At 58.9% G+C, this 26,821-nt stretch carries 17 protein-coding genes and 1 pseudogene; 9 read left to right on the top strand and 9 right to left on the bottom strand.

The window, feature by feature from the left end; all coding sequences use genetic code 11:
• The first annotated feature begins 55 nt into the window (after positions 1–55).
• Complete coding sequence (gene guaB / locus AB4O11_RS02765) at positions 56–1,525, top strand: IMP dehydrogenase (protein WP_460130086.1); 1,470 nt, start codon at positions 56–58, stop codon at positions 1,523–1,525.
• A 99-nt stretch (positions 1,526–1,624) separates the two neighbouring features.
• Positions 1,625–3,202 carry a glutamine-hydrolyzing GMP synthase gene (gene guaA, locus AB4O11_RS02760; protein ID WP_093430638.1) on the top strand — a complete coding sequence of 526 codons (1,578 nt, stop codon included), beginning with the start codon at positions 1,625–1,627 and terminating at the stop codon, positions 3,200–3,202.
• 76 nt (positions 3,203–3,278) lie between these two features.
• Here the strand turns inward: guaA and AB4O11_RS02755 are convergent, their stop codons facing one another.
• The 3 genes from AB4O11_RS02755 to treR form a co-directional block, all read right to left on the bottom strand.
• Entirely contained in the window at positions 3,279–6,419 is a 3,141-nt protein-coding gene (locus tag AB4O11_RS02755) for a membrane-targeted effector domain-containing toxin (protein ID WP_460130084.1), read from the bottom strand.
• Positions 6,420–6,675: 256 nt separating this feature from the next.
• Positions 6,676–9,762, bottom strand: a complete 3,087-nt coding sequence (locus AB4O11_RS02750) for a membrane-targeted effector domain-containing toxin (protein WP_460130082.1) — start codon at positions 9,760–9,762, stop codon at positions 6,676–6,678.
• A 101-nt stretch (positions 9,763–9,863) separates the two neighbouring features.
• Positions 9,864–10,568 carry a trehalose operon repressor gene (gene treR / locus AB4O11_RS02745; protein WP_034156275.1) on the bottom strand — a complete coding sequence of 235 codons (705 nt, stop codon included), beginning with the start codon at positions 10,566–10,568 and terminating at the stop codon, positions 9,864–9,866.
• A gap of 235 nt (positions 10,569–10,803) precedes the next feature.
• Here treR and treP point away from each other — a divergent pair, with 235 nt between their 5' ends.
• From treP to tadA, 7 genes are all read left to right on the top strand, one after another.
• Positions 10,804–12,246 carry a PTS system trehalose-specific EIIBC component gene (gene treP / locus AB4O11_RS02740; RefSeq protein ID WP_093430634.1) on the top strand — a complete coding sequence of 481 codons (1,443 nt, stop codon included), beginning with the start codon at positions 10,804–10,806 and terminating at the stop codon, positions 12,244–12,246.
• A 90-nt stretch (positions 12,247–12,336) separates the two neighbouring features.
• Complete coding sequence (gene treC, locus AB4O11_RS02735; RefSeq protein WP_320336380.1) at positions 12,337–13,986, top strand: alpha,alpha-phosphotrehalase; 1,650 nt, start codon at positions 12,337–12,339, stop codon at positions 13,984–13,986.
• 105 nt (positions 13,987–14,091) lie between these two features.
• Complete coding sequence (locus tag AB4O11_RS02730; RefSeq protein ID WP_116255140.1) at positions 14,092–15,315, top strand: maltoporin; 1,224 nt, start codon at positions 14,092–14,094, stop codon at positions 15,313–15,315.
• A 62-nt stretch (positions 15,316–15,377) separates the two neighbouring features.
• Positions 15,378–17,906, top strand: coding sequence for a phosphoenolpyruvate--protein phosphotransferase (gene ptsP, locus AB4O11_RS02725; RefSeq protein ID WP_460130080.1), 2,529 nt, complete (start codon positions 15,378–15,380; stop codon positions 17,904–17,906).
• A gap of 2 nt (positions 17,907–17,908) precedes the next feature.
• Entirely contained in the window at positions 17,909–18,199 is a 291-nt protein-coding gene (locus tag AB4O11_RS02720; protein WP_093430631.1) for a PTS transporter subunit EIIB, read from the top strand.
• 117 nt (positions 18,200–18,316) lie between these two features.
• The gene (locus AB4O11_RS02715) at positions 18,317–19,693 is read left to right on the top strand and encodes a multicopper oxidase family protein (RefSeq protein WP_257356050.1); all 1,377 of its coding nucleotides are present in this window, start codon (positions 18,317–18,319) and stop codon (positions 19,691–19,693) included.
• On the top strand, positions 19,693–20,193 hold the full coding sequence (gene tadA, locus AB4O11_RS02710) for a tRNA adenosine(34) deaminase TadA (RefSeq protein WP_460130077.1): 501 nt from the start codon (positions 19,693–19,695) through the stop codon (positions 20,191–20,193). Before AB4O11_RS02715 ends, tadA begins: the two co-directional genes overlap by 1 nt.
• A gap of 370 nt (positions 20,194–20,563) precedes the next feature.
• Here the strand turns inward: tadA and cmoB are convergent, their stop codons facing one another.
• The 6 genes and pseudogenes from cmoB to lon form a co-directional block, all read right to left on the bottom strand.
• A complete protein-coding gene (gene cmoB, locus AB4O11_RS02705) occupies positions 20,564–21,520 on the bottom strand; it encodes a tRNA 5-methoxyuridine(34)/uridine 5-oxyacetic acid(34) synthase CmoB (protein WP_460130075.1) in 957 nt (318 codons plus the stop codon).
• A pseudogene (cmoA, locus tag AB4O11_RS02700) lies at positions 21,517–22,297 on the bottom strand (carboxy-S-adenosyl-L-methionine synthase CmoA). The gene cmoB and the pseudogene cmoA overlap by 4 nt, the downstream one beginning before the upstream one ends.
• Positions 22,298–22,416: 119 nt before the next feature.
• A complete protein-coding gene (locus AB4O11_RS02695; RefSeq protein WP_460092167.1) occupies positions 22,417–22,911 on the bottom strand; it encodes a hypothetical protein in 495 nt (164 codons plus the stop codon).
• A gap of 127 nt (positions 22,912–23,038) precedes the next feature.
• Positions 23,039–23,689, bottom strand: a complete 651-nt coding sequence (locus AB4O11_RS02690; RefSeq protein ID WP_460130073.1) for a lysoplasmalogenase — start codon at positions 23,687–23,689, stop codon at positions 23,039–23,041.
• A 2-nt stretch (positions 23,690–23,691) separates the two neighbouring features.
• Positions 23,692–24,084 carry a protease inhibitor I42 family protein gene (locus AB4O11_RS02685; protein WP_093430626.1) on the bottom strand — a complete coding sequence of 131 codons (393 nt, stop codon included), beginning with the start codon at positions 24,082–24,084 and terminating at the stop codon, positions 23,692–23,694.
• 272 nt (positions 24,085–24,356) lie between these two features.
• Positions 24,357–26,774 carry an endopeptidase La gene (gene lon, locus AB4O11_RS02680; RefSeq protein ID WP_093430625.1) on the bottom strand — a complete coding sequence of 806 codons (2,418 nt, stop codon included), beginning with the start codon at positions 26,772–26,774 and terminating at the stop codon, positions 24,357–24,359.
• Positions 26,775–26,821: the final 47 nt, after the last annotated feature.

Below are 26,821 nucleotides of genomic sequence, written 5' to 3'. Positions count from 1 at the left end.
GGGGGTGGATGACTATAATGGCGCGCTTCCATTTTCCCGCTCGGGAGCCCCCGCGATGCTGCGTATCAGCCAAGAAGCTCTGACATTCGACGACATTCTCTTAGTGCCTGGTTATTCCGAGGTGCTTCCTAACGAAGTCAGTCTCAAGACCCGCCTTACCCGTGGCATCGAGCTGAACATTCCTCTGGTTTCTGCTGCAATGGACACCGTCACTGAAGCCCGTCTGGCAATCGCCATGGCTCAGGAAGGTGGCATCGGCATTATCCACAAGAACATGACCATCGAGCAGCAAGCTGCCGAAGTGCGTAAGGTCAAGAAGTTCGAAGCCGGCGTCGTCAAGGATCCGATCACCATCGAGGCTGATGCCACGGTACGTGACCTGTTCGAATTGACCCGCATGCACAACATTTCCGGCGTTCCGGTCCTGCACGATGGCGACCTGGTCGGCATCGTCACTTCCCGTGACGTGCGTTTCGAAACCCGTCTGGAAGCCACCGTACGTGAAGTGATGACGCCTAAAGAGCGTCTGGTCACCGTGCGTGAAGGCGCCGACAAGAACGAAGTCCGCGAGCTGCTGCACAAGCACCGTCTGGAAAAAGTTCTGATCGTCGATGACAAGTTTGCCCTCAAAGGCATGATGACCGTCAAAGACATCGAAAAAGCCAAAGCCTACCCGCTGGCCAGCAAGGACGATCAAGGTCGTCTGCGCGTTGGCGCTGCGGTCGGTACCGGTAAAGACACCGGTGACCGCGTCGCTGCTCTGGTCAATGCCGGTGTGGACGTGGTGGTAGTTGATACCGCCCACGGTCACTCCAAAGGCGTGATCGACCGCGTTCGCTGGGTCAAAGAGAATTTCCCTGAAGTGCAGGTGATCGGCGGCAACATCGCCACCGGCGCCGCAGCCAAGGCTCTGGCCGAAGCTGGCGCTGATGCGGTCAAGGTCGGTATCGGCCCCGGCTCGATCTGCACCACCCGTATCGTCGCCGGTGTCGGCGTCCCGCAAATCAGTGCCATCGCCAACGTCGCCGCTGCCCTTGAAGGCACTGGCGTACCGTTGATCGCCGACGGCGGCATCCGTTTTTCCGGTGACCTGTCCAAGGCCATCGTAGCCGGTGCTTCCTGCGTGATGATGGGCTCGATGTTCGCCGGTACTGAAGAAGCGCCGGGCGAGATCGAACTGTTCCAGGGCCGTTCGTACAAGGCGTATCGCGGCATGGGTTCGCTGGGCGCCATGTCCCGTGCTCAAGGTTCCTCCGACCGTTACTTCCAGGACTCCTCGGCAGGTGCCGAGAAACTCGTTCCGGAAGGCATCGAAGGCCGTGTGCCTTACAAAGGCACCCTGAGCGCGATCATTCACCAGTTGATGGGCGGTCTGCGTTCCTCGATGGGCTACACCGGTAGCGCCAACATCGAAGAAATGCGCACCAAGCCTGAATTCGTGCGGATCACCGGCGCCGGCATGGCCGAATCCCACGTTCACGACGTGCAGATCACCAAAGAAGCGCCAAACTACCGCGTAGGTTGAGCCTTCAAGCAACAAGCAAAGCAACCGGGGCTGTTTGATTCAGCCCCGAGTTGTTTCTGAATCACGACTGTTTCTGAACGACTTAGACGAGACTGAATCATGGCCCTCGATATTCACGCTCACCGCATCCTGATCCTCGACTTCGGCTCGCAATACACCCAACTGATCGCCCGCCGCGTGCGCGAAATCGGTGTGTACTGCGAACTGCACCCGTTCGACATGGACGAAGATGCGATCCGCGAATTCGCTCCTAAAGGCGTCATCCTCGCCGGCGGCCCCGAGTCCGTGCACGTCGCCGACAGCCCGCGTTGCCCACAGGCAGTATTTGACCTGGGCGTACCGGTTTTCGGTATCTGCTACGGCATGCAGACCATGGCTGAGCAACTGGGCGGCAAGGTTGAAGGTTCCGAGCTGCGTGAGTTCGGTTACGCCCGTGTTGACGTGGTCGGCAAGAGCCGCCTGCTCGACGGCATCGAAGACCACATCGACGCTGACGGCCTGTTCGGCCTCGACGTATGGATGAGCCACGGTGACAAAGTCACCAAGATGCCGGAAGACTTCCACATCCTCGCCAGCACCCCAAGCTGCCCGATCGCCGGCATGTTCAACGACGACCGTGGTTACTACGGCGTGCAGTTCCACCCGGAAGTGACCCACACCAAGCAGGGCGGTCGTATCCTGTCGCGCTTCGTCCTCGACATCTGCGGCTGTGAAGCCCTGTGGACGCCGTCGAAGATCGCTGAAGACGCCATCGCCAACATCCGCGCTCAAGTCGGCACCGACAACGTGCTGCTGGGCCTGTCCGGCGGCGTCGACTCTTCGGTAGTTGCCGCGCTGCTGCACAAAGCCATCGGCGACCAGCTGACCTGCGTCTTCGTCGACAACGGCCTGCTGCGTCTGCACGAAGGCGAGCAAGTGATGGCCATGTTCGCCGAGAACATGGGCGTCAAGGTGATCCGCGCCAACGCTGAGGAGCAGTTCCTCAACAACCTGGCCGGCGAAGCCGATCCGGAAAAGAAGCGCAAGATCATCGGTCGCACCTTCATCGACGTATTCGATGCCCAGTCGAACAAACTGGAAAACATCAAGTACCTCGCGCAGGGCACCATCTACCCGGACGTGATCGAATCGGCTGGCGCGAAAAGCGGCAAGGCCCATGTGATCAAGTCGCACCACAACGTGGGCGGCCTGCCGGAAGAGATGAACCTGAAACTGGTCGAGCCACTGCGCGAACTGTTCAAGGACGAAGTCCGTCGTCTGGGCCTGGAGCTGGGCCTGCCGTACGACATGGTCTACCGTCACCCGTTCCCGGGCCCGGGTCTGGGCGTGCGCATCCTCGGTGAAGTGAAGAAGGAATACGCCGACCTGCTGCGTCGCGCTGACCACATCTTCATTGAAGAACTGCGCAAAGCTGACTGGTACCACAAGGTCAGCCAGGCGTTCGTCGTGTTCCAGCCAGTGAAATCGGTTGGCGTGGTCGGCGATGGCCGTCGTTACGCCTGGGTCGTGGCCCTGCGTGCCGTAGAAACCATCGACTTCATGACCGCGCGTTGGGCTCACCTGCCTTACGAACTGCTGGAAACCGTTTCCGGCCGCATCATCAATGAAATCGAAGGCATCTCCCGCGTCACTTACGACGTGTCGAGCAAGCCGCCGGCGACGATTGAGTGGGAATGATCTCACTACCCGTTGATTAACGAAAAACCCTTGGCCTGAAGCCAAGGGTTTTTTCGTTTCATGCCTTGAAAACGGGTTAGTTGGGTAAGCGACTTTGCAGGGTCAAGCCGATCTCTATCAGACGCTGGGATAAAGCGCCGAGGTTACGGAACATGATGCCGCTGATCCGGGGCATCGACTGTGCCCAGATGTAAAACTGACCATTCCTGCAATTTACTATTGTTCGAACGATATTGCTGGAGCTGTCGCGACGCACGAGCATGTAGGTGTTTTGCATTTTTTTGAGTATGAACATGCCGTTGCGATTGAGGAGTGTGTTCTCTGTTGCCTCAGTCCATTGCGGCACAGGTGTTTCGATCTGCAAGCGCAGATCGGCGAATAGAATATCGGATGAGTTGCGCGTCGTTGCCCCGTTATCAAACGGGCCCCGAGTGACTTTCAGTCCCGGGTCGATACTGACACCGGGCACTTCGCTGGGCACCGCTTCTTCAATGCGTAAACCGGTGCCGCCCCTGAGTTCGCTTATGCCTGGCAGATTTCTGAAAGCGTTGGTGTTCGTTGCCTCGACCAGGGCAACCCATTTTCCGGGTCTGTTGAGGAGCTCGTCACCCCACATGATTTTAGAGGCGAGCCGGGCGTGGATCATCTGCTCTTCGATCGAAGTCAGCGGTATTTTCAGTTTGTAACTGTGTGCGACTTCAAGACCATGGCTGCGGATGCCATTGGCCTGGGCAGCCTTGATCAGTTCGAGCATGTTGAATCGGTCATCAGGGTCGGTACTCAGGCCGGACAAGTAGCCGCGAAGATCCTCTGACATCTCTCCCGACAGGTAAAAGTCGTTGAGATCTGCCTGGGCAAAATCATTCAGCAAACCACGTACGTACAGTGTGTCGATATGCCGTGCGAACGCTGGCATGTTTTCGATCATGAACCGCATGCTGGCGATGCGATCAAGGGTTTCGCCGACGACCAGTCCATCGGTATTGGCAAAGATGCGATCAATCAACTCAGCCGTCTGCATCTCTGGATCGATTTTCGGGATGACTGGCCGTGCGGGCAGGTTGGTCCATTTCATCTCCGAGTAATACTCTTTGGCCTTGTTTAGCAGGGATGTACGTCTGTCGCGGAAATAAGCCTCATACGTTTCGGCAGTGGATGGATGACCGCGGTTTGCACTGGAGAACTCGTCGAAAGTCTCGGGCAGGTTCATTGCCCATCTTTTCATTTTCGCAATGTCCATTCCTACGATGTCGTTCAGGGGAGTAACCAGACGCAGTGGTCGCGCAACCGGTGAAACCGGTTCAACGAGGGGAAGCTCCGCTGACGGGGTTGATGAGGCTGGGGCCGAGGATGAGGACGAGGGCAGATCAATGCCCAGTAAACAGGCCTTGCCCAGGCATTGGCCGCCTCCCCTGAGGCGCAACGCGGGTATGCGTTCCCACTTGCCGCTACTACTCAAGCGTACTGGCAACGAGTAAGCGAACTGATTGGGTCGCTCGGGATTGACGATGGCCCAGTGGCCAGTGTCTTCGGAGTCGGCAAAGTAGCGCACGTAGTAAGCCGCACCCTCCATTTCGATGGCATAGCCCGGCTCCTTGTCCAGGCGGTAAATGCCCTCATACTTGCCTGGAGCTGCCTCTGCAGAACGCTGGGCAAGTAGCTCGTTGCATCGATATTTGGCAGGAATCTTTGGAACAGACCAACCTTGGCGCGCAGCCGGCGTGGCCAACTGCCGGGTGGATGCGATGGTGGTCCCGGTGGCAATTTCGTTTGCCAGCTCGACGGTCGCCTGTGGATCAATCGTCGCGACTGGCGGTTGATCCACAGGCGGCAAGAAGGGTGCGTCAGGCGCAGTGAACTCGACCAACCCGAGCATTTCTTGCGCTTCGGCAAACTCCACCTGCGGGCCCACTTCAAGTTGCGCGCCCGTGCTGATCAGAAACGGAATGTTGAACACAATGTCGATCGCATTCAGCACTGCTCCGGTAACACCGGCTTTGCGTTCGGTTGGCGTAGTGCCGTTGATGGCCTGATCAATGTTCAATCCCATGTTCGTGATGCTGGCGCCAATCAAAGGCAACGCCAAAGGCCAGCCCACCGCTGCCATCGGGCCGAATACTTTCAGACCGGCACTCAAATAACCGATCCAGAGTTTTTTGCGCAATTGACTGTTGGAAGTGAGTACAAGGTGCGCCTCGGCAACCATGGCCGTACGTGTCGACTCGCTCAACCAAGTGAATGCGTCACCGCTGATCGCGACGTTGCTGCGATTGATCATTTGATGATCGCTGTGACCCCAAGTGCTCACCAGGCGGTTCATCAGATCGGTGAGGTTTTCGGTCAAGTGATTGCGGTCAGCCAGCGGGAAATGCTTGAGAAAAGCCGTGCGCTTGTCCTCTGAATTCATCTGCTCCAGCATCCACCAATGCAGATCCGCTTCATTCTCCATCAAGAGGAATGTCTGGGATTCACCTGGCAAGTAAAGGGTCTGGCGGCCACTGTCTTCCACCAGACGCAGTGCATTGGAAGCTACGTGGCCATCGAGATCCAGCGCCCGCACTTCAGCACCTACCGGGTGTAACGCTTGCAGCATTGGCAAGGTAACGGGCCAGGTAACGGGCCCGATTACCGAGTCGACGACGCGCTGAAAGTCAGTTCCGTCAAGGTCACCCTGTTGCAGCGCCTGCACCGCCAGGCTGAGAAAGTTGCACTTTGCCAGGGCTCGGAAGTTATCCGACGAGGTTTGCCAGAAAGTCGTCAGTTGGCCTATGTAGCGCGCGCTGAAGTCGACGTCCCAGAACGCCTTCAGCACATCACTGCCCAGCAACCGGACTTCATTGCTCTGATTGAAGTTTTCCGCCTCCGGGCCATCCGAGTAGAACCCGCAGTAAAGACCAAGCAGATCTGCGTTGTCTTGATCAGTCGCGCGAAAGCGATGGATCACCAACTGTGTGAGGGTGAGCGTTTCGTAAGGTTTTTCCAGCAAATGTTCCCAACCCGTGAAGGTCAGCGTGCTGCTCTGCGCCGTTTTGAAACGGTGGAAGTAAACACGGTCGGAATCGAGGCCGGACAGTCCGTTGTCCGCCAGTATTTCGTTGGCAACTTGATGGGCAGCGTCGAGCAGACTCGGGCAGGTCTGCACGATCGTCGCAGCAATGGCTTTGAGGGCGGTTTTGTCCTCAGCGTTTGGCAGGAGACGTCGTTCGGGGGAGGTCATGCGTTCTTCATCCTTGAGAAACAAAGACTGAGCATGACCGATTCGCTCAAGGGCAGTGCACTACCCGGCTACCGCATATTGCTCCCCTATTGATAAATCGAGTAGGTGTGATGGGGGAGGATGGCTTGTCTGGCGTTATCCAGCCGCTAGCTGGATTCGCAAGTGCAGAGGAAGGTTGATAAAAAATGCCAGTCAGTTTTGCTGACTGGCATTTTTCGTTGTCGGGCCTTCCTTGCTCAGTTTTAACCGGAGAGCCTCAATCAGGGATCCGGCTACGCAATATCAGCCCGGTATCGGACAACCGTTGAGACATGTCCTTCAGGTTGGCGAATGCGATGTCATTCACCCGCTGCCACGCAGGTCGGTGGAGGGAGACCTTGCCGTCACTCGATCGAGTGATCGGTGTGCGTTGCAGCATGCCTTGTTTGCTGCGGTGGATCAGCGTGTAGCGCTCACCTGTTTTTTCGAACAGATACATGCCGCGCCTGTACAACAGATTCTCCAGCGTTTCTTCGGTCCAGGTCACCTCGGGTGCCGGCATTCTCAAGCGCAGATCGGCACGCAGAAGATCTGGATTGCCTTGCCTGACGGTGCCACCGGGCGAGCTGCCGCGTGGTACTTCAATACCCGGATCGACATCCACGCCCAGCTCTTCACCGGCGCCGACTTCATCGATTCGCAAGCCTATTCCCCCCTTCAGTTCACTGATGCCCAGCAGTCCTCTGAAGGTATTGGTGCTGTGAGCATCGGTTACTACGATCCATTTTCCCGGGCTGTTGAGGTAGACGTCACCGGTCATGATGTCGTTTGTCAGGTAGGTGCTCATCATTTGCTCGTCGACGGAGGGCAGCGGTGTTTTCATTTTGTAGCTGGCGGCGCAGTCGATCGCCTGGACCCGAACCCCGTTCGCTCGCGCGACCTGGACCAGTTCCAGTGGGTTGAATCGACCGGCGGGATCGGTGCCCAGGCTGTTCAGGTAAGTGTGTAAATCCGCAGTCATATTGCCGCTGGTGAAGTAGCGGTTCAGTTCCACTTGAGCGAAGTCACTGAGCAGGCCACGCAGATAAAGGGTTTTCACGTGTCGGGCCAGCGCCGGCATGTTTTCAATCAGAAAACCCATGCTGGCAATGCGATCGAGGGTTTCTCCGACCACCAGCCCGGAGGCACTTTCAAAAACGCCATCGAAAAGATCGGTCAGTGGCATCAGCCGGTTGATCTCGGGTATCACCGGGCGCGGGGGCTGGATGACCCACGGCAGGTTCTTGAAAAAGCTTCGGGCCGAACTTTGCAGAAGTTGGCGTTTGCCGGCGGCATACAACTCGAACGGATCGTCCATGGCGAAACCGCCGGCACCGTCGGGTTGCAACCGGGCATGGGTTTCGTTGAGGTTCAACGCCCGGGCTTTTATCGAACGGCGTACCGACGGTTCGATGTCAAAGGCACTGGTCACCGGGCGTGGGGGCCTCGATGTCGAGGGTTGCGGTTCTTCTGCCGGTTGCACGGGCGTTTCGGGCGAGGCAGGTTCGAAGGTGTCGAGCTCGAGATCCGGAGTGCATTGTTTGCCCATGCACTGGCCGCCACCCTTGAGACCCAAAGCTGGCATGCGCTCCCATTCTCCTTCGCCATTGAGACGGACAGGCAGCGCGTGCACAAGCTGGTTTGGGCGCTCAGGGTCGACGATCGCCCAGTCGCCGCTGCCGTGAGCGTTGGCGAAGTAGCGCACATAGTACGGCGTGTCATTCATCAGAATGGCATAGGGCGGATCCGAGTCGAGGCGGTAGACACCTCGGAATTTCCCCGACTCTTCGCCGAGCGCTGTGCCATCAAGCAGCTCGTTGCATTGGTAGCGTTCGGGCACCGGAGGCGGTAGGGCTTTCTGCGCCGGAACCAGCATCGTTTCATCAATATCTGGCCCGGGGATGTCGGCATCGTCCGGCAGCATGATCGGCTCTTGGTAATCGGCTTCGACAGAGGCATTCAAGGCTTCGCTGTACTCAGCCATCTCGGCGGCTTCTGCCGCCTCGACCTCGGCGCCAACCTCCAGCATCGGGCCGGTGCCGATCAGCAATGGAAGGTTGAATAACAGATTGATACCACTCAAAACCGCACCCAGCACGCCGGCCTTGCGTTCGGCCCTTGTCTTGCCGTTTTGCGCCTGATCGATATTCAGACCCATGCTGGCAAGGGTGGCGCCAATCACCGGTAACGCCAGCGGCCAACCGACAGTGGCCATCGGAGCAAATACCTTGAGGCCCGCACTCAGATAGCCGATCCACAGTTTCTTGCGCAGATCGCCATTGGACGTCAGGGACAGGTGGGCTTCAGCAAACATCGCCTGACGTGTCGAGTCACGCAGCCAACTGAATGCATCATCGCTCAGTTCCTGGTTTGTGCGGTTGATCAGGTGATGGTCGGCCCGGCCCCAGGTGGCCACCAAGCGATTCATCAGATCGGGCATGTTCTCGCTCATGTGCTGACGATCGGCGAGGGCAAAGTGCTCCAGGAAGGTCGCGCGGCGTTTGGCGTCGTTCAGTTGATCCAGAACCCACCAATGCAGGTCTGCCGGCGTTTCCTTGACCACGAACGCTGCAGTCTCACTCGGCAGATAGATAATCTGCCGACCGGCAGAATCGACGATACGCAGCAATTGCGTGGAGATATGCCCGTCAATGTCGAAGGCGAACACATTCCCCGTTGTTGTGTGGCTTGCTTGCAACATGCTCAGGTTGACCGGCCAGCTGACCGGTCCCACCACTGTGTCCACCAGCCATTGAAAGTCACTGCGGGTGAGTTGCCCAAGGTCCAGCGCCTGCACTGCACGGTTGAGGAAATTGCACTTGGCCAAGGTGCGGAAATCCTCGCCGTGGCTGTTCCAGAAGTCCGTCAGCGTGGCGCTGTAGTGCCCACTGAAATCGAGGTTCCAGAACACCTTCAGGACCTCGTTGCCGTGCAGGCACACCTGGTTTTTTTCGTCGAAATTTTCGCCATGCGGACCTTCGCTGTAGAAGCCACCGTACAGATCGAGCAGGTCGGCGTTGTCCTGGTCGGTGGCACGAAAACGATGAATGACCAGCTGTGTCAGGGTCATCGATTCGTAGGGTTTCTCGCGGATGTGCTCCCAGCCGGTAAACGAGCGAGTGCTGCTCTGGGCCGTCTTGAAGCGATGGAAATAAACCTCATCCGGGTCGAGGCTTGACAGGCCTTTTGCTTCCAGCAGATCACGGGCGGCTTCATGGGCAGCGTCCTGCAGTCCGGGGCAATTGTGCACGACGGTATAGGCGATTCGCTTCAGAGCCGCCTTGTCTGCCGCGTTAGGCAGAAGGCTTTGTTGGGTGGCGTACATGCTTTCTCCATCCTTGAGAAATGAAGGCCGAGCATGGCCGATTCGCTCAAGGGGAGTGCACTACATATGTACCGCACATGATCGTTGGAAACGTGTCGGGGTCAGCGCCGTGCCACGTCGGAAAAGTAGAATTTGTCGAGGGTGTGGCGGGATTCGGTGTACTCGAACTGACGCCCGTCCTGGAGGAAGGTCTGGTTGCTGACCACGATCACATGGCTCTGGCCATCGAGGTCCAGGTGCAGTTGATCATCCTTGCTGCGCGGCACCGCTTCGATGGTGCGTTGGGCGTAGGCAATCTGTAGCTGCAGGGTCTGCTCGATATGGGCGTAGATCGATTGCTCGGCGATGTCGAGGGACAGGCCGGGAATCACTTCGCTGACGAAGTGGTTGATGTCGAGGATCACGCGTTTACCGTCGATCCGCCGCACACGTTTGATTCGGGTGATGAGGCTGCCGGGTTCGGCATGGATGTGTTCGAGCAGGGCGCCTTCGAGCGGGATCTGGCTCAGCTCGACCACTTCGGTGCTGACATCGTTGCCCAGGCGCGGATAGGTTTCCTGGAAACTGACGATGCCGCCGAGCTGAAACTCGATCGGGTTGGTCGACAGCACAAAGGTGCCCTTGCCGTGGATTTTCTGCGCAAAGCCGCGTTCCTGAAGCAGTTCAATGGCTTTGCGCACCGTGCCTCGGCTGGCCTGATAGCTGTCCATCAGTTCGGTTTCGGAAGGCAGGCGGGCGCCGCGCTCCAGGCGTTCAGTCGTGATGCTGGCCAGCAGATCGCTATAGATCTGGTTGTATTTGCTCATGGGTAGGCTCGGTGCCGACTGTGCTCAAAGCTTCGAACCTTAAGGCCAGGGTAGGGCTTTGTCCATGTGGGCGATGGAAATCACCCTAAGGCAGGGTAGGAAAATTCGCCTTCGGTCTGGCAGGAACATACATAAACAAACTCGTCTGTACGAGTTGTTGCATTAACTCGTACAGACGAGTATTTTTCGCTTCGGCGTGCTGCCAATAACAACAATCCATAGCGGAAGAACTAGCATGAGCCACGACTATCCGAACATCGCCAGGCAATTGCTGCAAAGCCTCGGCGGCAGCGACAACCTCGAGCAGGCCGCCCACTGCGTCACGCGGTTGCGGCTGGCCCTGAAAGATCCGGGCCTGGTCGACAGTGCCATGCTCAACCAGATCGATCTGGTCAAAGGCTCGTTCTTTACCGGTGGCCTGTATCAGGTGGTGATCGGTCCGGGCGAAGTGGAAAAGGTCTATGCCGAACTGCGTCGTCAGACCGGTCTCGCGGCGTCGACGATCGCTGACGTCAAACAGAAAAGCACTGAAAAGATCAACGCCATGCAGCGTCTGGTGCGGGTGTTTTCTGACGTGTTCATGCCGATTCTGCCGGCGCTGATCATTGCCGGCCTGCTGATGGGCATCAACAATCTGCTGGGTGCCAAAGGCATGTTCATCGACGGGCAGACCCTGCTCGATGCCTACCCGAAACTCGATGGGCTGTGGAGCCTGATCAATCTGATGGCCAACACCTCGTTCGTGTTTCTGCCAGCGCTGGTGGGCTGGTCGGCGGCCAAGCGCTTTGGCGGCAGCGAGATCCTCGGCATCGTCCTCGGTCTGATGCTGGTGCACCCGGATCTGCTTAACGCCTGGAACTACGGCAAGGCCGTGGCCGGGCTGGACGGGCAGCAGTTGCCGTACTTCGACATTCTCGGGTTGTTTCAGGTGGAAAAGGTCGGCTATCAGGGGCAGATCCTGCCGATTCTGCTGGCCGCTTACGTAATGAGCGTCATCGAGCAATGGCTGCGCGCGCGCGTGCCCAACGCCATTCAGTTACTCGTGGTACCGATCACCACCATCGTCGTTACCGGCGTATTGGCGCTGGCCGTGATTGGCCCGGTGACCCGCCACATCGGCATCTTCATCACCGAAGGGCTGGTCATGCTGTTTGACCTGGCACCCATGGTGGGTGGCGCGATTTTCGGTCTGCTGTATGCGCCGCTGGTGATCACCGGCATGCACCACATGTTTCTCGCGGTCGACCTGCAATTGATCTCGACCCAGGGCGGTACCTTCATCTGGCCGATGATCGTCATGTCCAACCTTGCTCAGGGCAGTGCCGCCCTGGCGGTGTTCTGGATGACCCGTAATGCACGGGACAAGAGCATGGCGTCGACTTCGGCAATCTCCGCCTACTTCGGTATCACCGAGCCAGCGATGTTCGGCGTCAACCTGCGCTACAAGTTTCCGTTTTATGCCGCGCTGACCGGTTCGGCACTGGGCTGCGTGTTCCTGTCGCTGAACAAGGTTCAGGCCTCGGCCATCGGCGTCGGTGGACTGCCGGGTTTCATCTCGATCATTCCGCAGTACATCCCGATGTTTGTGCTGGGGATGCTGATTGCCATGCTCGTGCCGTTTGTTCTGACCTGTGCATTGAGCATGAAGATTGTCCGGCCCGGTTATCGGGTTGCCTGAACAATCGCTTTCGCGAGCAGGCTCGCTCCCACAGTTGATTGCATTTCAATCTGGGCGCGAGCCGCACGGACTTATTGAAGGAGTTGTGCCATGCAAGACTGGCAGCGTTCGGTGATCTACCAGATCTATCCGAAGAGTTTTCATAGTCACGCCGGTAACCCGACGGGTGATCTGCTCGGTATCGTCGCCAAACTCGATTACCTGAAGTGGCTGGGCGTCGACTGTTTATGGATAACGCCATTTCTGCGTTCGCCGCAACGCGATAACGGCTATGACATCAGCGATTACTACGCCATCGACCCGAGCTACGGCAGCATGGCCGACTGCGAATTGCTGATCGCCGAGGCGGGCAAGCGCGGGATCAAGCTGATGCTCGACATCGTGGTCAATCACACCTCGATCGAACACGTCTGGTTTCAACAGGCGCGCAGCAGCCTCGACAATCCTTACCGTGACTTCTACATCTGGCGTGATCAGCCGAACAACTGGGAATCCAAGTTCGGCGGTTCCGCCTGGGAGTACGAAGCCCAGACCGGTCAGTATTACCTGCACCTGTTCGACCACACCCAGGCCGACCTGAATTGGGACAATCCCAAGGTGCGCGCTGAAGTGTTCCGGATGATGCAATTCTGGCGAGACAAGGGCGTCGGCGGCTTTCGCCTGGACGTGATCAATCTGATCTCCAAGCCTGCGGACTTCCCCGAAGACGACAGCGATGGCCGACGCTTTTATACCGACGGGCCGAATGTCCACGCGTACTTGCAGCAGATGCACCGCGAAGTCTTCGAAGGGCACGACCTGATCAATGTCGGCGAGATGTCATCGACCAGCCTCGAACACTGCATTCGCTATTCGAATCCGCAGTCGAAAGAGTTGTCGATGACCTTCAACTTTCATCACCTGAAAGTCGATTATCCAAACCTGCAGAAGTGGGTGCGCGCCGACTTCGATTTCCTTCAGCTAAAGAAAATTCTGTCCGACTGGCAGACCGGCATGCAGGCGGGGGGCGGCTGGAACGCGCTGTTCTGGTGCAACCACGATCAGCCGCGCGTGGTCTCGCGCTTCGGCAACGACGGCGAGTACCGCGAATGCTCGGCGAAGATGCTCGGCACCGCACTGCACTTTCTGCAGGGCACGCCGTTCGTGTATCAGGGCGAAGAGTTGGGCATGACCAATCCGGGGTTCGAATCGATCGAGCATTATCGCGATGTCGAGACGCTCAATATTTTTCGCCTCAAGCGCGAGGCTGGCAGCAGCGATGCCGACAACATGGCAGCGATTATGCAGAAATCCCGGGATAACGGGCGCACGCCGATGCACTGGGACGCCGGGCCAAACGCCGGTTTCAGCCGTGTCGAACCGTGGATCGGAGTGCCGGCCAATGCTGCGCAGATCAACGTCGCCAACCAGCTCGACGACCCGGACTCGGTGTTGCATCACTACCGCCGTCTGATCGCGCTGCGCCGCAGTGAACCGTTGATCACCGACGGGCTGTACCAGCAATTACTGCCCGAACATCCGCAGGTCTGGGCGTATGTGCGTGAAGGTGACGCCGAGCGTTTGTTGGTGGTGAACAACTTCTACGGGACAACCTGTGAAGTGGAATTACCGGCGACGGTCATCAGTGAATCGATGAGCCAGCGCCAGTTGATCAGCAACTATCCGGACGGCCCGTTGCGCAAGCGCCAGGTGACGTTGCGACCTTACGAGTCCTTCGTCCTGCACCTGATCGATCCCTGACCTTTAACTAAAAAAACAACGTTCAGAAAACACGCAGAGCACTGCGCGGGAGATTTCTGCGCGCCGAATTCATGCAACCAGACAATAAAAACAATGGGGTGGCTTATGAAAACAACAATAAATCGCAGCCTTGCAGTCGCAGGTTTTTGCCTGGCCTTACCGCCAACGTCACAAGCGCTGGAGTTTGGCGGTTACCTGCGCAGCGGTGTCGGCACGTCAGTCAACAGCAGCGGTCAGTCGTGCTTCCAGTTACCGGGTGCGCAGACCAAATATCGCTTGGGTAACGAATGCGAGCAGTACGGCGAACTCGAGTTGCGGCAGGACCTGTACACCCTCGACGACGGTTCGGTACTGAGTGTCGACGGCATGGCCTCGCTGTATAACCGCTACGACCGCAGCCCCACGTTCAAAGACGACAATGGTTCGATCCGCTTGCCGCAGGCCTACGCACAGTGGTCGGCGATGCCCGCGCTCAACGGTGGTTCATTGTGGGCCGGACGCCGTTACTACAAGCGCAATGACATCCATATTTCCGACTTCTACTACTGGAACCAGAGCGCCACGGGGGGCGGGGTCGAAGACGTGTTGATCGGCGATCTGAAATACAGCTATGCCTTCTCGCGCAAGGACAACCTGTACCAGAAGGACTACATCAATCGGCACGACTTCAACGTCGCCGGTTTCAAGACCAATCCTGGCGGTGAGCTGGAGTTCGGCTTGAGTTATATCGACAAACCCGACAGCCGCGATGCCCACCGGGGCTGGGCGATCACCACGCAACATGTGCAGACGGATTTTCTCGGCGGCAAAAACAAACTGGCGCTGCAATACGGTGAAGGGCCGGGCACCGGGCTGGGTTATACCGGCAACGTCAAACTGGACGACAGCAACAAGAGTTACCGGATCGTCGAGTTTTTCGACTGGCAAGTGACGCCGCGTTTCGGTGGCCAGATCGCGGCGGTGTACCAGAAAGACATTCGCCCGGACGGTGTCGACCAGAACTGGATCTCCCTGGGTGTGCGTCCCGCCTATGCGCTCAGCGAACACTTCAAATTGGTCACCGAACTGGGCCACGATCAAGTCGAAGCCCCGGGTGGCACGCGCAAACTGAGCAAATTCACGTTTGCCCCGACCTGGTCGCCCAAAGGCCCGGAGTTCTGGGCGCGTCCCGAGGTGCGGCTGTATTACACGTACGCCACCTGGAACGAGGCGGCCAAACGGGCGGCCAACGAACTGGCCAAAGGCTCGGCACTCTCCGACACCGGCGCCTTCGGTAGCGCTCGCCACGGTGCGAATGTCGGATTGCAGGTCGAATACTGGTGGAAATAAGCGATGCTGATGGAGCGTCGCGCTCCATGGGCACTTCAAAGAACAAAACTGCAGGTGACGTCATGGCCACACCCCAACCATTGCAATTGCTGGCTCCCTTGTCCGGTGTCCTGATCGCGCTTGAGCAGGTGCCCGATCCGGTGTTTTCCGGGCGCGTGATCGGCGACGGTCTGTGCATCGACCCGACTTCATCGACCCTGTGTGCGCCCATGGCCGGCGTCATCAGTAACGTGCAGGCCAGCGGGCATGCCGTGAGCATCACCGATGACCATGGCGTACAAGTGTTGATGCACATTGGCCTTGATACCGTGAACCTCGGCGGACAAGGCTTCACCCGCCTGGTTGAAGAGGGGCAACGGGTTGCCGCCGGACAAGCGTTGATCGAGTTCGACGCCGATTACATTGCCCGGCATGCGCGCAGCCTGATGACATTGATGCTGGTGATTAGCGGAGAACCGTTCACCTGGCGGGTCGCGTCGAGCGGATGGGTCGAAACCGGTCAGCCGTTGCTTGAGCTCGCCCGTACTCAGGCTTGTGGCGTGGATGCTGGCGCGGCAGAAGGTCAGGCCGTGTTCTCTCAAACGTTGAAACTGCCTAATCCCAACGGATTGCACGCGCGCCCGGCAGCGGTGTTTGCGCAAGCGGCAAAGGGCTTCGCGGCAAAGATTTACCTGCATAAACAGCAGGCTCAGGCCAACGCCAAATCCCTGGTGGCGATCATGGCGTTGCAGACCGCGTGCGGCGACAGCGTGCAGGTCAGCGCGGTGGGCGAAGATGCTGACGCGGCAATCGATGCGCTGACTCGATTACTGATTGAAGGCTGCGGTGAAGCGGTGACGGCGGTGGCGCCAGTCGAGCTGGTTGAAACCGAGGTTCTGACCCTGCTGCGTGGCGTCTGCGCGTCACCCGGTTCGGCGTTGGGCCAAGTGGTGCAGATCAGCGAGCCGGTGTTCGACGTCAGCGAGTTTGGCGGCGGCGCAGACGGCGAGCGCGAGGCCCTCGCCAATGCCCTGATCGAAGCTGATCTGGCCTTGCAGCATTTGCGCGACACCGCCGCTGGCGAGGCCGAGGCCGAGATCTTCAAGGCGCATCAGGAACTGCTCGAAGATCCGGGGCTGCTCGATCAGGCCCAGGCATTGATCAGCGAGGGCAAAAGCGCAGCGTTTGCCTGGCGCGCAGCCACTGAAGAAACCGCGGCGATGTTTCGCCAACTGGGCAGTGCGTTGCTGGCTGAACGGGCGGCGGACCTGACCGATGTCGGGCGCCGCGTGCTCAAGCTATTGCTGGGGATTGGCGAGCAGGCGATGGAGCTGCCGCATGGAAGCATTCTGATTGCCGATCAACTGACCCCGTCGCAGACCGCCGGCATCGATACCGGGAAGGTGCTGGGTTTTGCCACGGTCGGCGGCGGCGCAACCAGTCACGTGGCGATTCTTGCGCGCGCTTGTGGTCTGCCGTCGATCTGTGGGGTGCCGGTGCAGATGTTGGCGTTGAGCAACGGCACCCCGGTGTTGCTCGATGCCGACAAGGGCGAATTGCATGTGCGTCCCGATCCTGCGGCCGTCAGTCAATGGCAGGCGCGGCACGCGCAACAGCGTCAACGCCATGAGCATGAGTTGGCCAGTGCATCGCTCGCGGCGCGGACCCGTGACGGCCATCACGTCGAGGTGTCGGCCAACGTCGCCTCGTTAGCGGAAACCGAGCAGGCCATGGCCCTTGGCGGTGCGGGTGTCGGCCTGCTGCGTTCGGAGTTTCTCTACCTGGGCCGTAATCATGCGCCGAGCCATGACGAACAGGCTGCGACCTACAGCGCCATCGCTCGCTGCGTGGGACCTGCGCACAATCTGGTGGTGCGCACCCTTGATGTCGGTGGTGACAAACCGCTGGCCTACGTGCCGATGGACAGCGAAACCAACCCGTTCCTTGGCGTGCGCGGCATTCGTTTGTGCCTGGAGCGCCCGCAGTTATTGCGTGAGCAGTTCCGGGCCATGCTCGGCTGCTGCGAGCTGACACGTTTGCACATCATGTTGCCGATGGTCACGCAACTGTCGGAGCTGCGTCTGGCGCGGCAAATGCTCGACGAGGAAATCCTCGCGCTGGGGCTAACGCAACGGCCGAAACTGGGGATCATGATCGAGGTGCCGGCCGCGGCGCTGATGGCGGACCTGTTTGCGCCGCTGGTGGATTTTTTCTCGATCGGCACCAATGACCTGACGCAATACACCCTGGCGATGGATCGCGATCACCCGCGTCTGGCCAGTCAGGCGGACAGTTTTCATCCCTCGGTATTGCGCCTGATCGCCATGACTGTGAAGGCCGCGCACGCCCATGGCAAATGGGTCGGAGTCTGCGGGGCAATGGCCTCGGAACGTCTGGCGGTGCCGTTGTTGCTGGGGTTGGGCGTGGATGAACTGTCGGTGAGCGTGCCGATGATTGCACCGGTCAAGGCGACGGCGCGCGAACTCGAGCTGGCCGATTGTCAGATCATCGCCCAACAGGTGCTGGGGCTGGAAAGTGCCGGGCAGGTGCGCGAGGCGTTGCAGCTCTTTCACGAGGCAACCGTCGATACTTTACGGGTTCTGGAGAACTGAAGATGTTGGATAAATGGCAGAAGGCATTCTGGAAAGCCCTGACCCCGGATCTGGTGGTGGACACACCCGAAGTCCTCGCCGAGCCGAGCGCCGGATTGAGCGCCGCGATCGTCGCGGCGCTGGGCGGTGTGGATAACCTCCAGTCACAGCAACCGCTGGCGTTGACTCGGGTGCGGGTTGTATTGCGTGATGTGTCGGGTATCGATCAACAGGCGTTGAGCGTCGCCGGGGTCGCGGGCGTGATGCCCTTGGAGGACGGTGTCGTGCACCTGATTACCGGGCTGCGATCTTAAGCCGACAGCTGATGTGCGGCCTCAGGTCGCCCTTACTGTTTCTCAACCGCAGGTGTATCGTATTCGCCTTTTGCAGGCTTTCAGGGTCTGTCGCTGATACGTGAGGTAGTTGAGTTCATGTCCTTTACCCGTCGCCAAATCCTCGGTGGCCTGGCCGGTCTTGTTGTCGTTGGTGTCGGTGCGGGGGGCGCGTCGCGGTATTGGCTGGGAAAAATGGCCGACGCCGAGGCGGGCCACGACTATGAGCTGATCGCCGCACCGCTGGACGTCGAGCTGGTGCCGGGGCACAAGACCGAGGCCTGGGCATTCGGGCCGTCGGCGCCGGGTACCGAGTTGCGGGTGCGTCAGGGTGAATGGCTGCGTGTGCGTTTCATCAACCACTTGCCGGTGGCGACGACCATTCACTGGCACGGCATTCGTCTGCCGCTGGAAATGGACGGTGTGCCGTACGTGTCGCAGCTGCCGGTGTTGCCGGGCGAGTACTTCGATTACAAATTCCGCGTGCCGGATGCCGGTAGCTACTGGTATCACCCGCATGTCAGCAGCAGCGAAGAGCTCGGGCGCGGCCTGGTCGGGCCATTGATCATCGAAGAGCGCGAACCGACCGGTTTCAAGTACGAAAAGACCCTGAGCCTGAAAAACTGGCACATCGATGACGAAGGCAATTTCGTCGAATTCAGCATTCCCCGTGAAGCAGCGCGTGGCGGTACGGCGGGGCGGTTGTCGACCATCAACGGCGTGCCCTTGCCGGTCATCGACCTACCGGCCGGGCAGATCACTCGCGTGCGTTTACTCAACCTCGACAACACGCTGACTTACCGCATCAACATTCCCGGCGTCGAAGCGCAGATCTATGCGCTCGATGGCAACCCGGTCGAGCCGCGGCCTTTGGGCAAGGAATACTGGCTCGGCCCGGGCATGCGCATTTGCCTGGCAATCAAGGCGCCGGCGGCAGGCGAAGAACTGTCGCTGCGCAACGGCCCGGTGCGTCTCGGCACCCTGCGTTCGGTGGCCAACGCCGATGCCCCGACCGACTGGCCGAAAGCACTGCCCGCCAACCCGGTGGCGGAGCCAGACCTGGCCAATGCCGAGAAACTCAACTTCAATTTCGAATGGGTCGGTTCGGTGTCGGTCAACGTCGACAATGGCCGGCCGCCGAGCCTGTGGCAGATCAACGGCAAGGCCTGGGACATCACTGACAAGACCTGTGCCGACCGACCGATTGCCAGCCTGAAACTGGGGCAGAGCTACATCTTCGAATTGAAGAACATGACCCAGTATCAGCACCCGATCCACCTGCACGGCATGAGTTTCAAAGTGATCGCGTCGAACCGGCACAAGATCATTCCGTACTTCACCGACACCTATCTGCTGGGCAAGAACGAGCGCGCGCAAGTGGCGCTGGTGGCCGATAATCCGGGGGTGTGGATGTTCCACTGCCACGTGATCGACCATATGGAAACCGGCCTGATGGCCGCCATCGAGGTGAAGTGATGCGCCAGATTCGCCCTGCCGCGATCATCGACCGCAGCCGTGACCGCGATTTCATGCGCGAAGCCCTGATCCTTGCCGAACAAGGCGCAGCCCTCGGCGAAGTGCCGGTGGGTGCAGTGCTGGTGCAGGATGGAGAAATCATCGGGCGCGGCTTCAACTGCCCGATCAGCACCAGCGACCCGAGTGCTCATGCGGAGATGGTCGCCATCCGCGCGGCCGCTCAAGCGGTGGATAACTATCGGCTGCCGGGCAGCACGCTGTACGTGACGCTGGAGCCGTGCAGCATGTGCGCCGGTTTGATCGTGCATTCGCGGGTGGCGCGGGTGGTGTATGGCGCGCTGGAACCGAAAGCGGGGATTGTGCAGAGTCAGGGGCAGTTCTTCACTCAGGGCTTTTTGAATCACCGGGTGTTGTATGAGGGTGGGGTGTTGGCGGAGGAGTGTGGCGCGGTGTTGACCGAATTCTTTCGCGCCCGAAGAGCAAAAAGCCCCTCACCCTAACCCTCTCCCGGAGGGAGAGGGGACTGACCGAGTTGGATGGGCGAGGTCCGCCGACCTGAGATACCGAGTCGAACTCAAGTTTAGAAAAGCCCAAAGATCGGCCCCCTCTACCAGGGGGAGAGGGGACTGACCGAGCTGGATGGGCCAAGTCCGTCGACCTGAGATTCCGAGTCGAACTCAAGTCTTGAAAAGCTCAACGATCAGCCCCCTCTCCTTGGGGAGAGGGGGCTGACCGAGCTGGATAGGCCAAGTCCGTCGACCTGACATACCGAGTCGAACTCAAGTTTTGAAAAGCCCAATGATCAGCTCCCTCTCCCTGGGGAGAGTGCTGGGGTGAGGGGGGGCTCACCGCGGTGTTTGGGCGATTGGATTATTTACGAGCGACAATCACCGCACGCATCGGCGCCGGCAATCCTTCGATGGTTTTGCTGTGGTCCTCGGGATCAAGGAAGTCGCTCAGCGACTGATACTTCATCCACTCAGTCCCGCGCTGTTCTTCAACCGTGGTTGTGCTCACGTCCACGCAACGAATGTCGGTAAAACCTGCACGCCGTAGCCACAACTCCAGCGCCGGCACCGACGGCAGGAACCACACATTACGCATCTGCGCATAACGGTCTTCCGGCACCAGCACCTGATGCTTGTCGCCTTCGGCCACCAGCGTTTCCAGCACCAGTTCGCCGCCCTTGACCAGGCAATCCTTCAGCGCCAGCAAATGCTCGATCGGCGAGCGACGGTGGTAGAACACGCCCATGGAAAACACCGTGTCGAAGCCTTCTAGGTTTGGCGGCAGGTCTTCGAACGGAAAGGGCAGGTGCCAGGCATTGGGTTCTGACAGATAACGCTGCACGGCCTGGAACTGGCAGAAGAACAGCCAGTTCGGGTCAACACCGATCACACTGTCCGCGCCGGCACCGAGCATGCGCCACATGTAATAACCGTTGCCGCAACCGACATCGAGGATGCGTTTGCCCTTCAAGTCGAGGTGCGGAGAGACACGCGACCACTTCCAGTCCGAACGCCATTCGGTGTCGACGTGCACCCCAAACAAATCAAACGGGCCTTTGCGCCAGGGCGACAGGCCCATCAGCGCGGTACGCATCTGCGCGCGGGTTTCCTCGTCGCAGTCGGTGTCGAGTTTCAGACCGTTGAGCAGGTCGACTTCGCTCGGCTGGATTTTCGGCAGGGCATCCAGCGCACTTTGCCAGCGCTCCAGGTCGCCGTGACCTTTCTCCATTTTCTTGTCGAGTTGCGCTTGCAGGGTGTTGGCCCATTCGGCCAGTGGTGTGCCGGCCAGACGGCGGGCGAGGGGGGACAGATCAATCATGGCAAGGCAATCAACGAGGCAAAGTTAAGACACTGGAACCACGGCACGACTTTCGAGAACCCGGCGGCCAGCAGGCGTTCGCGGTGTTCTTCGAGGCTGTCGGGCTTCATGACGTTTTCGATGGCGCTGCGCTTCTGGGCGATTTCCAGTTCGCTGTAGCCGTTGGCGCGTTTGAAGGCGACATGCAGATCGGTGAGCAGCGCGTGTTCTTCGGCATCGTTGAAGCGCAGCTTCTCCGAAAGGATCAGCGCGCCGCCCGGCAGCAGCGATTGGCGAATGCGCGAGAGCAACGCCGTGCGCTGATCGGGGGCGATGAATTGCAGGGTGAAGTTCAGCGCCACCACCGAGGCTGGCTGGAAGTCGAGGGCGAGAATGTCGCCTTCGATCACTTCGACCGGCAGCAACTCCTGGAACATCGAGTCCTGACCGTTGAGGTATTCGCGGCAGCGCTCAACCATCGCTGCCGAGTTATCCACAGCGATTACCCGGCAACCGTCGGTGCGCACGTGGCGACGCAGGGCTTGAGTGACAGCGCCCAGCGATGAGCCGAGGTCGTAGAGCACGCTGTTTGGCTGAGCGAACTGCGCGGCGAGCACACCGAGGTTTTCGACGATGGTCGGGTAACCCGGCACCGAGCGCTTGATCATGTCCGGGAACACCCGCACCACGTCTTCGTTGAAGGCGAAGTCGGGTACTCTGGGCCAAAGGCTTGGCGAAAATGCGATCGGGTTCTTTGCTCACGGCGGTTCCGGCGGTGTCGGTGGAAAAGGCCGGCATTTTAGCCAAAAGGGCGCGGGGATGCTTGGGTTGTCTGATAAAGCGTGGGAAAGCGGGTTTAGAAAGGCTGAATGACCAGGTTCGCTAGGCGAGCTTGGTCATTCATTATTTAACGCTGATTACCGAGGTTGCAGTAATACGATGTAAGTAGATTTGCCGGCGATTTTCAGTTCCTGACTACGCTCGTTGACACCCTTGAAATCAAAGTCGATTTGGTAATGCAGTTTCTCGGCTGTGGCCTCAATCACCTCTACATTGAACGTTCCGCTTTTTGCCGTGTATTGAAACGAGGTTGTAAAGCCGGGGATGGTACCCGTTTCAAAATAATAGGCATCATGGAAAGGGAAGCCTGGATCAGTAACAGGATAGTTGCCCGATTTAATGGTTTTATCAAATACGAGTACCAGACCTTTTTTACTGCGATGCGAATAATCTTGAGAATTTGCACGGGTCACCAGTGCAATCTGATCACTTGCCGGATCAGCATCGAACTCCACAATCTGGCTGTCGAATTTCACTCGGCCAGACACCGTTGCAAGTGTTTCAGCACTGACGGTAATGATAGGTTCCGCAGTGTTGGAAAGTGTTGCGTTTTTACTTTTGAAAAAGCTCATGAAGTTCTTCCTTGTATTACATGGGATTGGATAACGCCAACGAATACTAGGGAGAACAAAAATCATGAACTACTGTCAGAGTTGACAGGTTTTTATAATATTTCGAGATAAAAGGGCAACTATTGGCTTATAGCGTGCGCTTGAGTTGTTCCACTCTTTCGAATGACGAGGCAGTGATGCCCCATTGGCCCAGCCAGTAGCTGAGGATGATGACATACGGTGCAGCGTGAGATGGCGATACAAACCGGTCAATGCCAATCACGCTGTCGGAGAACACAAACGCCACTGCACCGCCCGCCGCCAGCAACGCCGAGCGTTTCGGCACATCGGTGCCGAGACGAGCAAGCGCGCGCCAGAGCATCGCGCTGATTGCCGTGCCATAGACAATCACCGGCACCAGCAACGGACCTAAGCCGCTGGAAATCAGAAGTCCCAGCAATACCGCGCCAACTCCGAGGGCGAGCACCAAGGGCATCACCGCCAAACGCTTGCAGTCGCTCAGATAAGCCTTCAGGTACGCCAGATGTGCGATCAGAAATGCGCCAAGTCCAAATACAAACAAATCGCCTGGCCATGCCAGCAACACATCACCCAGCAACGAGAAAATCAGGCCGAGACTGATCCAGCGCCGATAGTCGCTGGGCGGTGCGTCATGGAGCCAGCCGAGCAGCGCCAGCACCGGCAATGGTTTGACCAACAGACACAGTAACGCCGCGTGGGTGCTGACACCGTAGAGAAACGTCACCGCGCCCATCAGCGCCAGAATCAGCCAGCCCACGATCAGTTCACCGAAATGGCGCAGTCAAAGGTTTCCACTGGCAGCACTTCCGGTGCCCATGGCTGTTGTGAGGTCAGGCGCAGACGCCCGGTGCCGGGGGCAAATGCTTGAAAGCGCCAGGTCGATACGCCCGCCGCGCCGACGACGCCGGCGTCTTCTGGATTGCTGTAGACCTCGGGGCTCAGTGCACGCAATACGCCGCCAGCCGAATCCTGAATGGCCCAGCGATAGCCGGTGGTCGGGTTGCTTGGCAGCATGATGATGAGGTTTTGCCCGTTAGTCAGCCGTACGGGGCATTCGCTTTGTTTTTCCACGGTCACGTTGTGTTTCGGTTGTGTGGCGCAGGCGGCCAGCAACGAAAGGGCGAGGGGGACAAACAGGCGAGTGGGGGACATAAGGTCAGAGGCTCCGGCGTTTACGACGAACGGCGAGCATAACTGAAGATGAGACAAAGTGTGACAACGCCAAGCCCTCACCCTAACCCTCTCCCAGAGGGAGAGGGGACTGACCGGGGGGATATTCCAGAAGTCCACCGACCTGAAATAGATCATTGAATCCATAATCGACTCGGTGTTTCAGGTCGATGTATAGCGCAAGACAACTCGGTCGGCTCCCTCTCCCTGTGGGAGAGGGCTGGGCGGGCGGCGTTCCGATGAGGGGCTGTTTGTCAGAACAGGATCTTCGCCACATCGGCAAACTTCTTCGCGAAATGCACCGTAATCCCTTCCTTCAGATAATCCGGCAATTCCTCAAAATTACCCCGGTTCGGCTCCGGCAGAATCAACTCGAAAATCTTCTGCCGGCGCGCCGCAATCACCTTCTCGCGCACCCCGCCAATCGGCAGCACATGCCCGGTCAGGGTCAATTCGCCGGTCATCGCTACACCTTTCTTCGGCGGCTGATTGCGTGCGAGCGAGAGCAGGGCGCTGGCCATGGTCACGCCGGCGCTCGGGCCGTCCTTGGGTGTCGCGCCTTCCGGTACGTGCAGGTGGACGAAGGCTTCGTCGAAGAACTTCGCGTCGCCGCCGAATTGTTTCAGGTGTGAGCTGACGTAGCTGTAGGCGATCTCGGCCGACTCCTTCATCACATCACCCAGTTGTCCGGTGAGTTTGAAGCCACGGTTAAGCGTGTGAATCCGCGTGGCTTCGATCGGCAACGTTGCGCCGCCCATGCTGGTCCATGCCAGACCGGTAATCACGCCAGTACCGGACAGCACTTGTTCGTTGCGAAACACGGGATGGCCGAGTGACGCTTCGAGGTCTTTCGGCCCGAGTTTGATCACCGCTTTCGGTTCGTCGATCAGCTTCATCACCGCTTTGCGCACCAGTTTGCCCATTTGCTTTTCCAGCTGACGCACGCCGGCTTCACGGGCGTAACCGTCGATCAAGGCTTTGAGCGCGGTGTCGCTGATGCTCAGGCTGCCCTTGGACACGCCGGCCTTTTCCAGCAGTTTCGGCCACAGGTGACGCTTGGCGATGGCGACTTTTTCTTCGGTGATGTAGCCCGACAGGCGAATCACTTCCATGCGGTCGAGCAATGGGCCGGGGATCGAATCCAGAGTGTTGGCGGTGCACACGAACAGGACTTTCGACAGGTCCATGCGCAGGTCGAGGTAGTGGTCGAGGAATTCGACGTTCTGCTCCGGGTCGAGGGTTTCCAGCAGCGCCGAAGCCGGGTCGCCCTGGTAGCTCTGGCCCATCTTGTCGATTTCATCGAGCATGATCACCGGGTTCATCACCTCGACGTCTTTCAACGCCTGCACCAGTTTGCCCGGCTGTGCGCCGATGTAGGTGCGGCGGTGGCCCTTGATCTCGGCCTCATCACGCATGCCGCCGAGGCTGAAGCGGTAGAACGGCCGGCCGAGTGATTCAGCAATGGATTTGCCGACGCTGGTTTTACCCACGCCCGGCGGGCCGACCAGCAGCACAATGGAACCGCTGATCTCACCTTTATAGGCACCGACGGCGAGGAATTCGAGGATGCGATCCTTGATGTCGTCGAGGCCGGCGTGGTGTTTGTCGAGGATTTTGCGCGCGTGCTTGAGGTCGAGTTTGTCCTCGCCGTAGACGCCCCACGGCACCGAGGTCGCCCAGTCGAGGTAGTTGCGAGTGACCGCGTATTCCGGCGAACCGGTCTCGAGGATCGACAGCTTGTTCATTTCCTCCTCGAGGCGCTTCTGCACCTGCGCCGGCAGGACTTTGCCTTCCAGGCGCTGCTCGAACTGTTCAAGGTCGGCGCTGCGGTCGTCCTTGGTCAGGCCGAGTTCCTGCTGGATGACCTTGAGTTGTTCTTTAAGGAAGAACTCGCGCTGATGCTCGCCGATCTTGCGGTTAACTTCTGCCGAAATCTCTTTTTGCAGGCGCGCGACTTCGACTTCCTTGCGCAGCATCGGCAGGACTTTTTCCATGCGCTTGAGCATCGGCACGCAGTCGAGCACTTCTTGCAGTTCGGGGCCGGTGGCTGAGGTCAGCGCGGCGGCGAAGTCGGTCAGCGGCGACGGGTCGTTGGGGCTGAAGCGGTTGAGGTAGTTCTTCAGTTCTTCGCTGTACAGCGGGTTGAGCGGCAGCAGTTCTTTGATCGCGTTGATCAGCGCCATGCCGTAAGCCTTGACCTCGTCGGTCGGCTCGGTGGGCTGGTGTGGGTATTCGACCTCCACCAGATACGGCGGGCGGTGGTGTTTCAGCCAGGTCTTGATGCGCACTCGGCTCAGGCCCTGGGCGACGAATTGCAGTTTGCCGTTCTCGCGGCTGGCGTGGTGGACTTTGACCAGGGTGCCGTATTGCGGCAGGGCGCCGGTGTCGAAGTGGCGCGGGTCTTCCTGGGGCGTGTCCATGAAGAACAAGGCCAGGGAGTGGTGTTCGGATTTGCTGACCAGTTCGAGGGTCTCGGCCCACGGCTCTTCATTGACGATGACCGGCAGGACTTGGGCCGGGAAGAACGGGCGATTGTGGATCGGGATGATGTAGACCTTGTCCGGCAGGTTCTGGCCGGGCAGGGCGAGGCCTTTGCCGGAAGAGGTGTGTTCGATGTGTTCGGCTTCGGTGTAGTCGTCGGGGTTTTCCGGGAATTCTTGCTGGTCGCTCATGGGGCACCTGCGCAATGGAGTATGGGTCTTAGATGGGGCAGGCCTTG

The organism is Pseudomonas sp. H1_D05 (genome assembly GCF_054682705.1).
This window is presented reverse-complemented; position numbering and strand designations above follow the sequence as displayed.

Excerpts from the sequence above, each read along its gene's own strand:
- AB4O11_RS02755 (WP_460130084.1), bottom strand. The coding sequence starts at position 6,419 with ATGACCTCCCCCGAACGACGTCTCCTGCCAAACGCTGAGGACAAAACC.
- treR (WP_034156275.1), bottom strand. The coding sequence starts at position 10,568 with ATGAGCAAATACAACCAGATCTATAGCGATCTGCTGGCCAGCATCACG.
- treP (WP_093430634.1), top strand. The coding sequence starts at position 10,804 with ATGAGCCACGACTATCCGAACATCGCCAGGCAATTGCTGCAAAGCCTC.
- lon (WP_093430625.1), bottom strand. The coding sequence starts at position 26,774 with ATGAGCGACCAGCAAGAATTCCCGGAAAACCCCGACGACTACACCGAA.
- AB4O11_RS02730 (WP_116255140.1), top strand. The coding sequence starts at position 14,092 with ATGAAAACAACAATAAATCGCAGCCTTGCAGTCGCAGGTTTTTGCCTG.
- AB4O11_RS02720 (WP_093430631.1), top strand. The coding sequence starts at position 17,909 with ATGTTGGATAAATGGCAGAAGGCATTCTGGAAAGCCCTGACCCCGGAT.
- AB4O11_RS02695 (WP_460092167.1), bottom strand. The coding sequence starts at position 22,911 with ATGAGCTTTTTCAAAAGTAAAAACGCAACACTTTCCAACACTGCGGAA.
- tadA (WP_460130077.1), top strand. The coding sequence starts at position 19,693 with ATGCGCCAGATTCGCCCTGCCGCGATCATCGACCGCAGCCGTGACCGC.
- cmoB (WP_460130075.1), bottom strand. The coding sequence starts at position 21,520 with ATGATTGATCTGTCCCCCCTCGCCCGCCGTCTGGCCGGCACACCACTG.
- ptsP (WP_460130080.1), top strand. The coding sequence starts at position 15,378 with ATGGCCACACCCCAACCATTGCAATTGCTGGCTCCCTTGTCCGGTGTC.
- AB4O11_RS02685 (WP_093430626.1), bottom strand. The coding sequence starts at position 24,084 with ATGTCCCCCACTCGCCTGTTTGTCCCCCTCGCCCTTTCGTTGCTGGCC.
- guaB (WP_460130086.1), top strand. The coding sequence starts at position 56 with ATGCTGCGTATCAGCCAAGAAGCTCTGACATTCGACGACATTCTCTTA.
- AB4O11_RS02715 (WP_257356050.1), top strand. The coding sequence starts at position 18,317 with ATGTCCTTTACCCGTCGCCAAATCCTCGGTGGCCTGGCCGGTCTTGTT.
- AB4O11_RS02750 (WP_460130082.1), bottom strand. The coding sequence starts at position 9,762 with ATGTACGCCACCCAACAAAGCCTTCTGCCTAACGCGGCAGACAAGGCG.
- guaA (WP_093430638.1), top strand. The coding sequence starts at position 1,625 with ATGGCCCTCGATATTCACGCTCACCGCATCCTGATCCTCGACTTCGGC.
- treC (WP_320336380.1), top strand. The coding sequence starts at position 12,337 with ATGCAAGACTGGCAGCGTTCGGTGATCTACCAGATCTATCCGAAGAGT.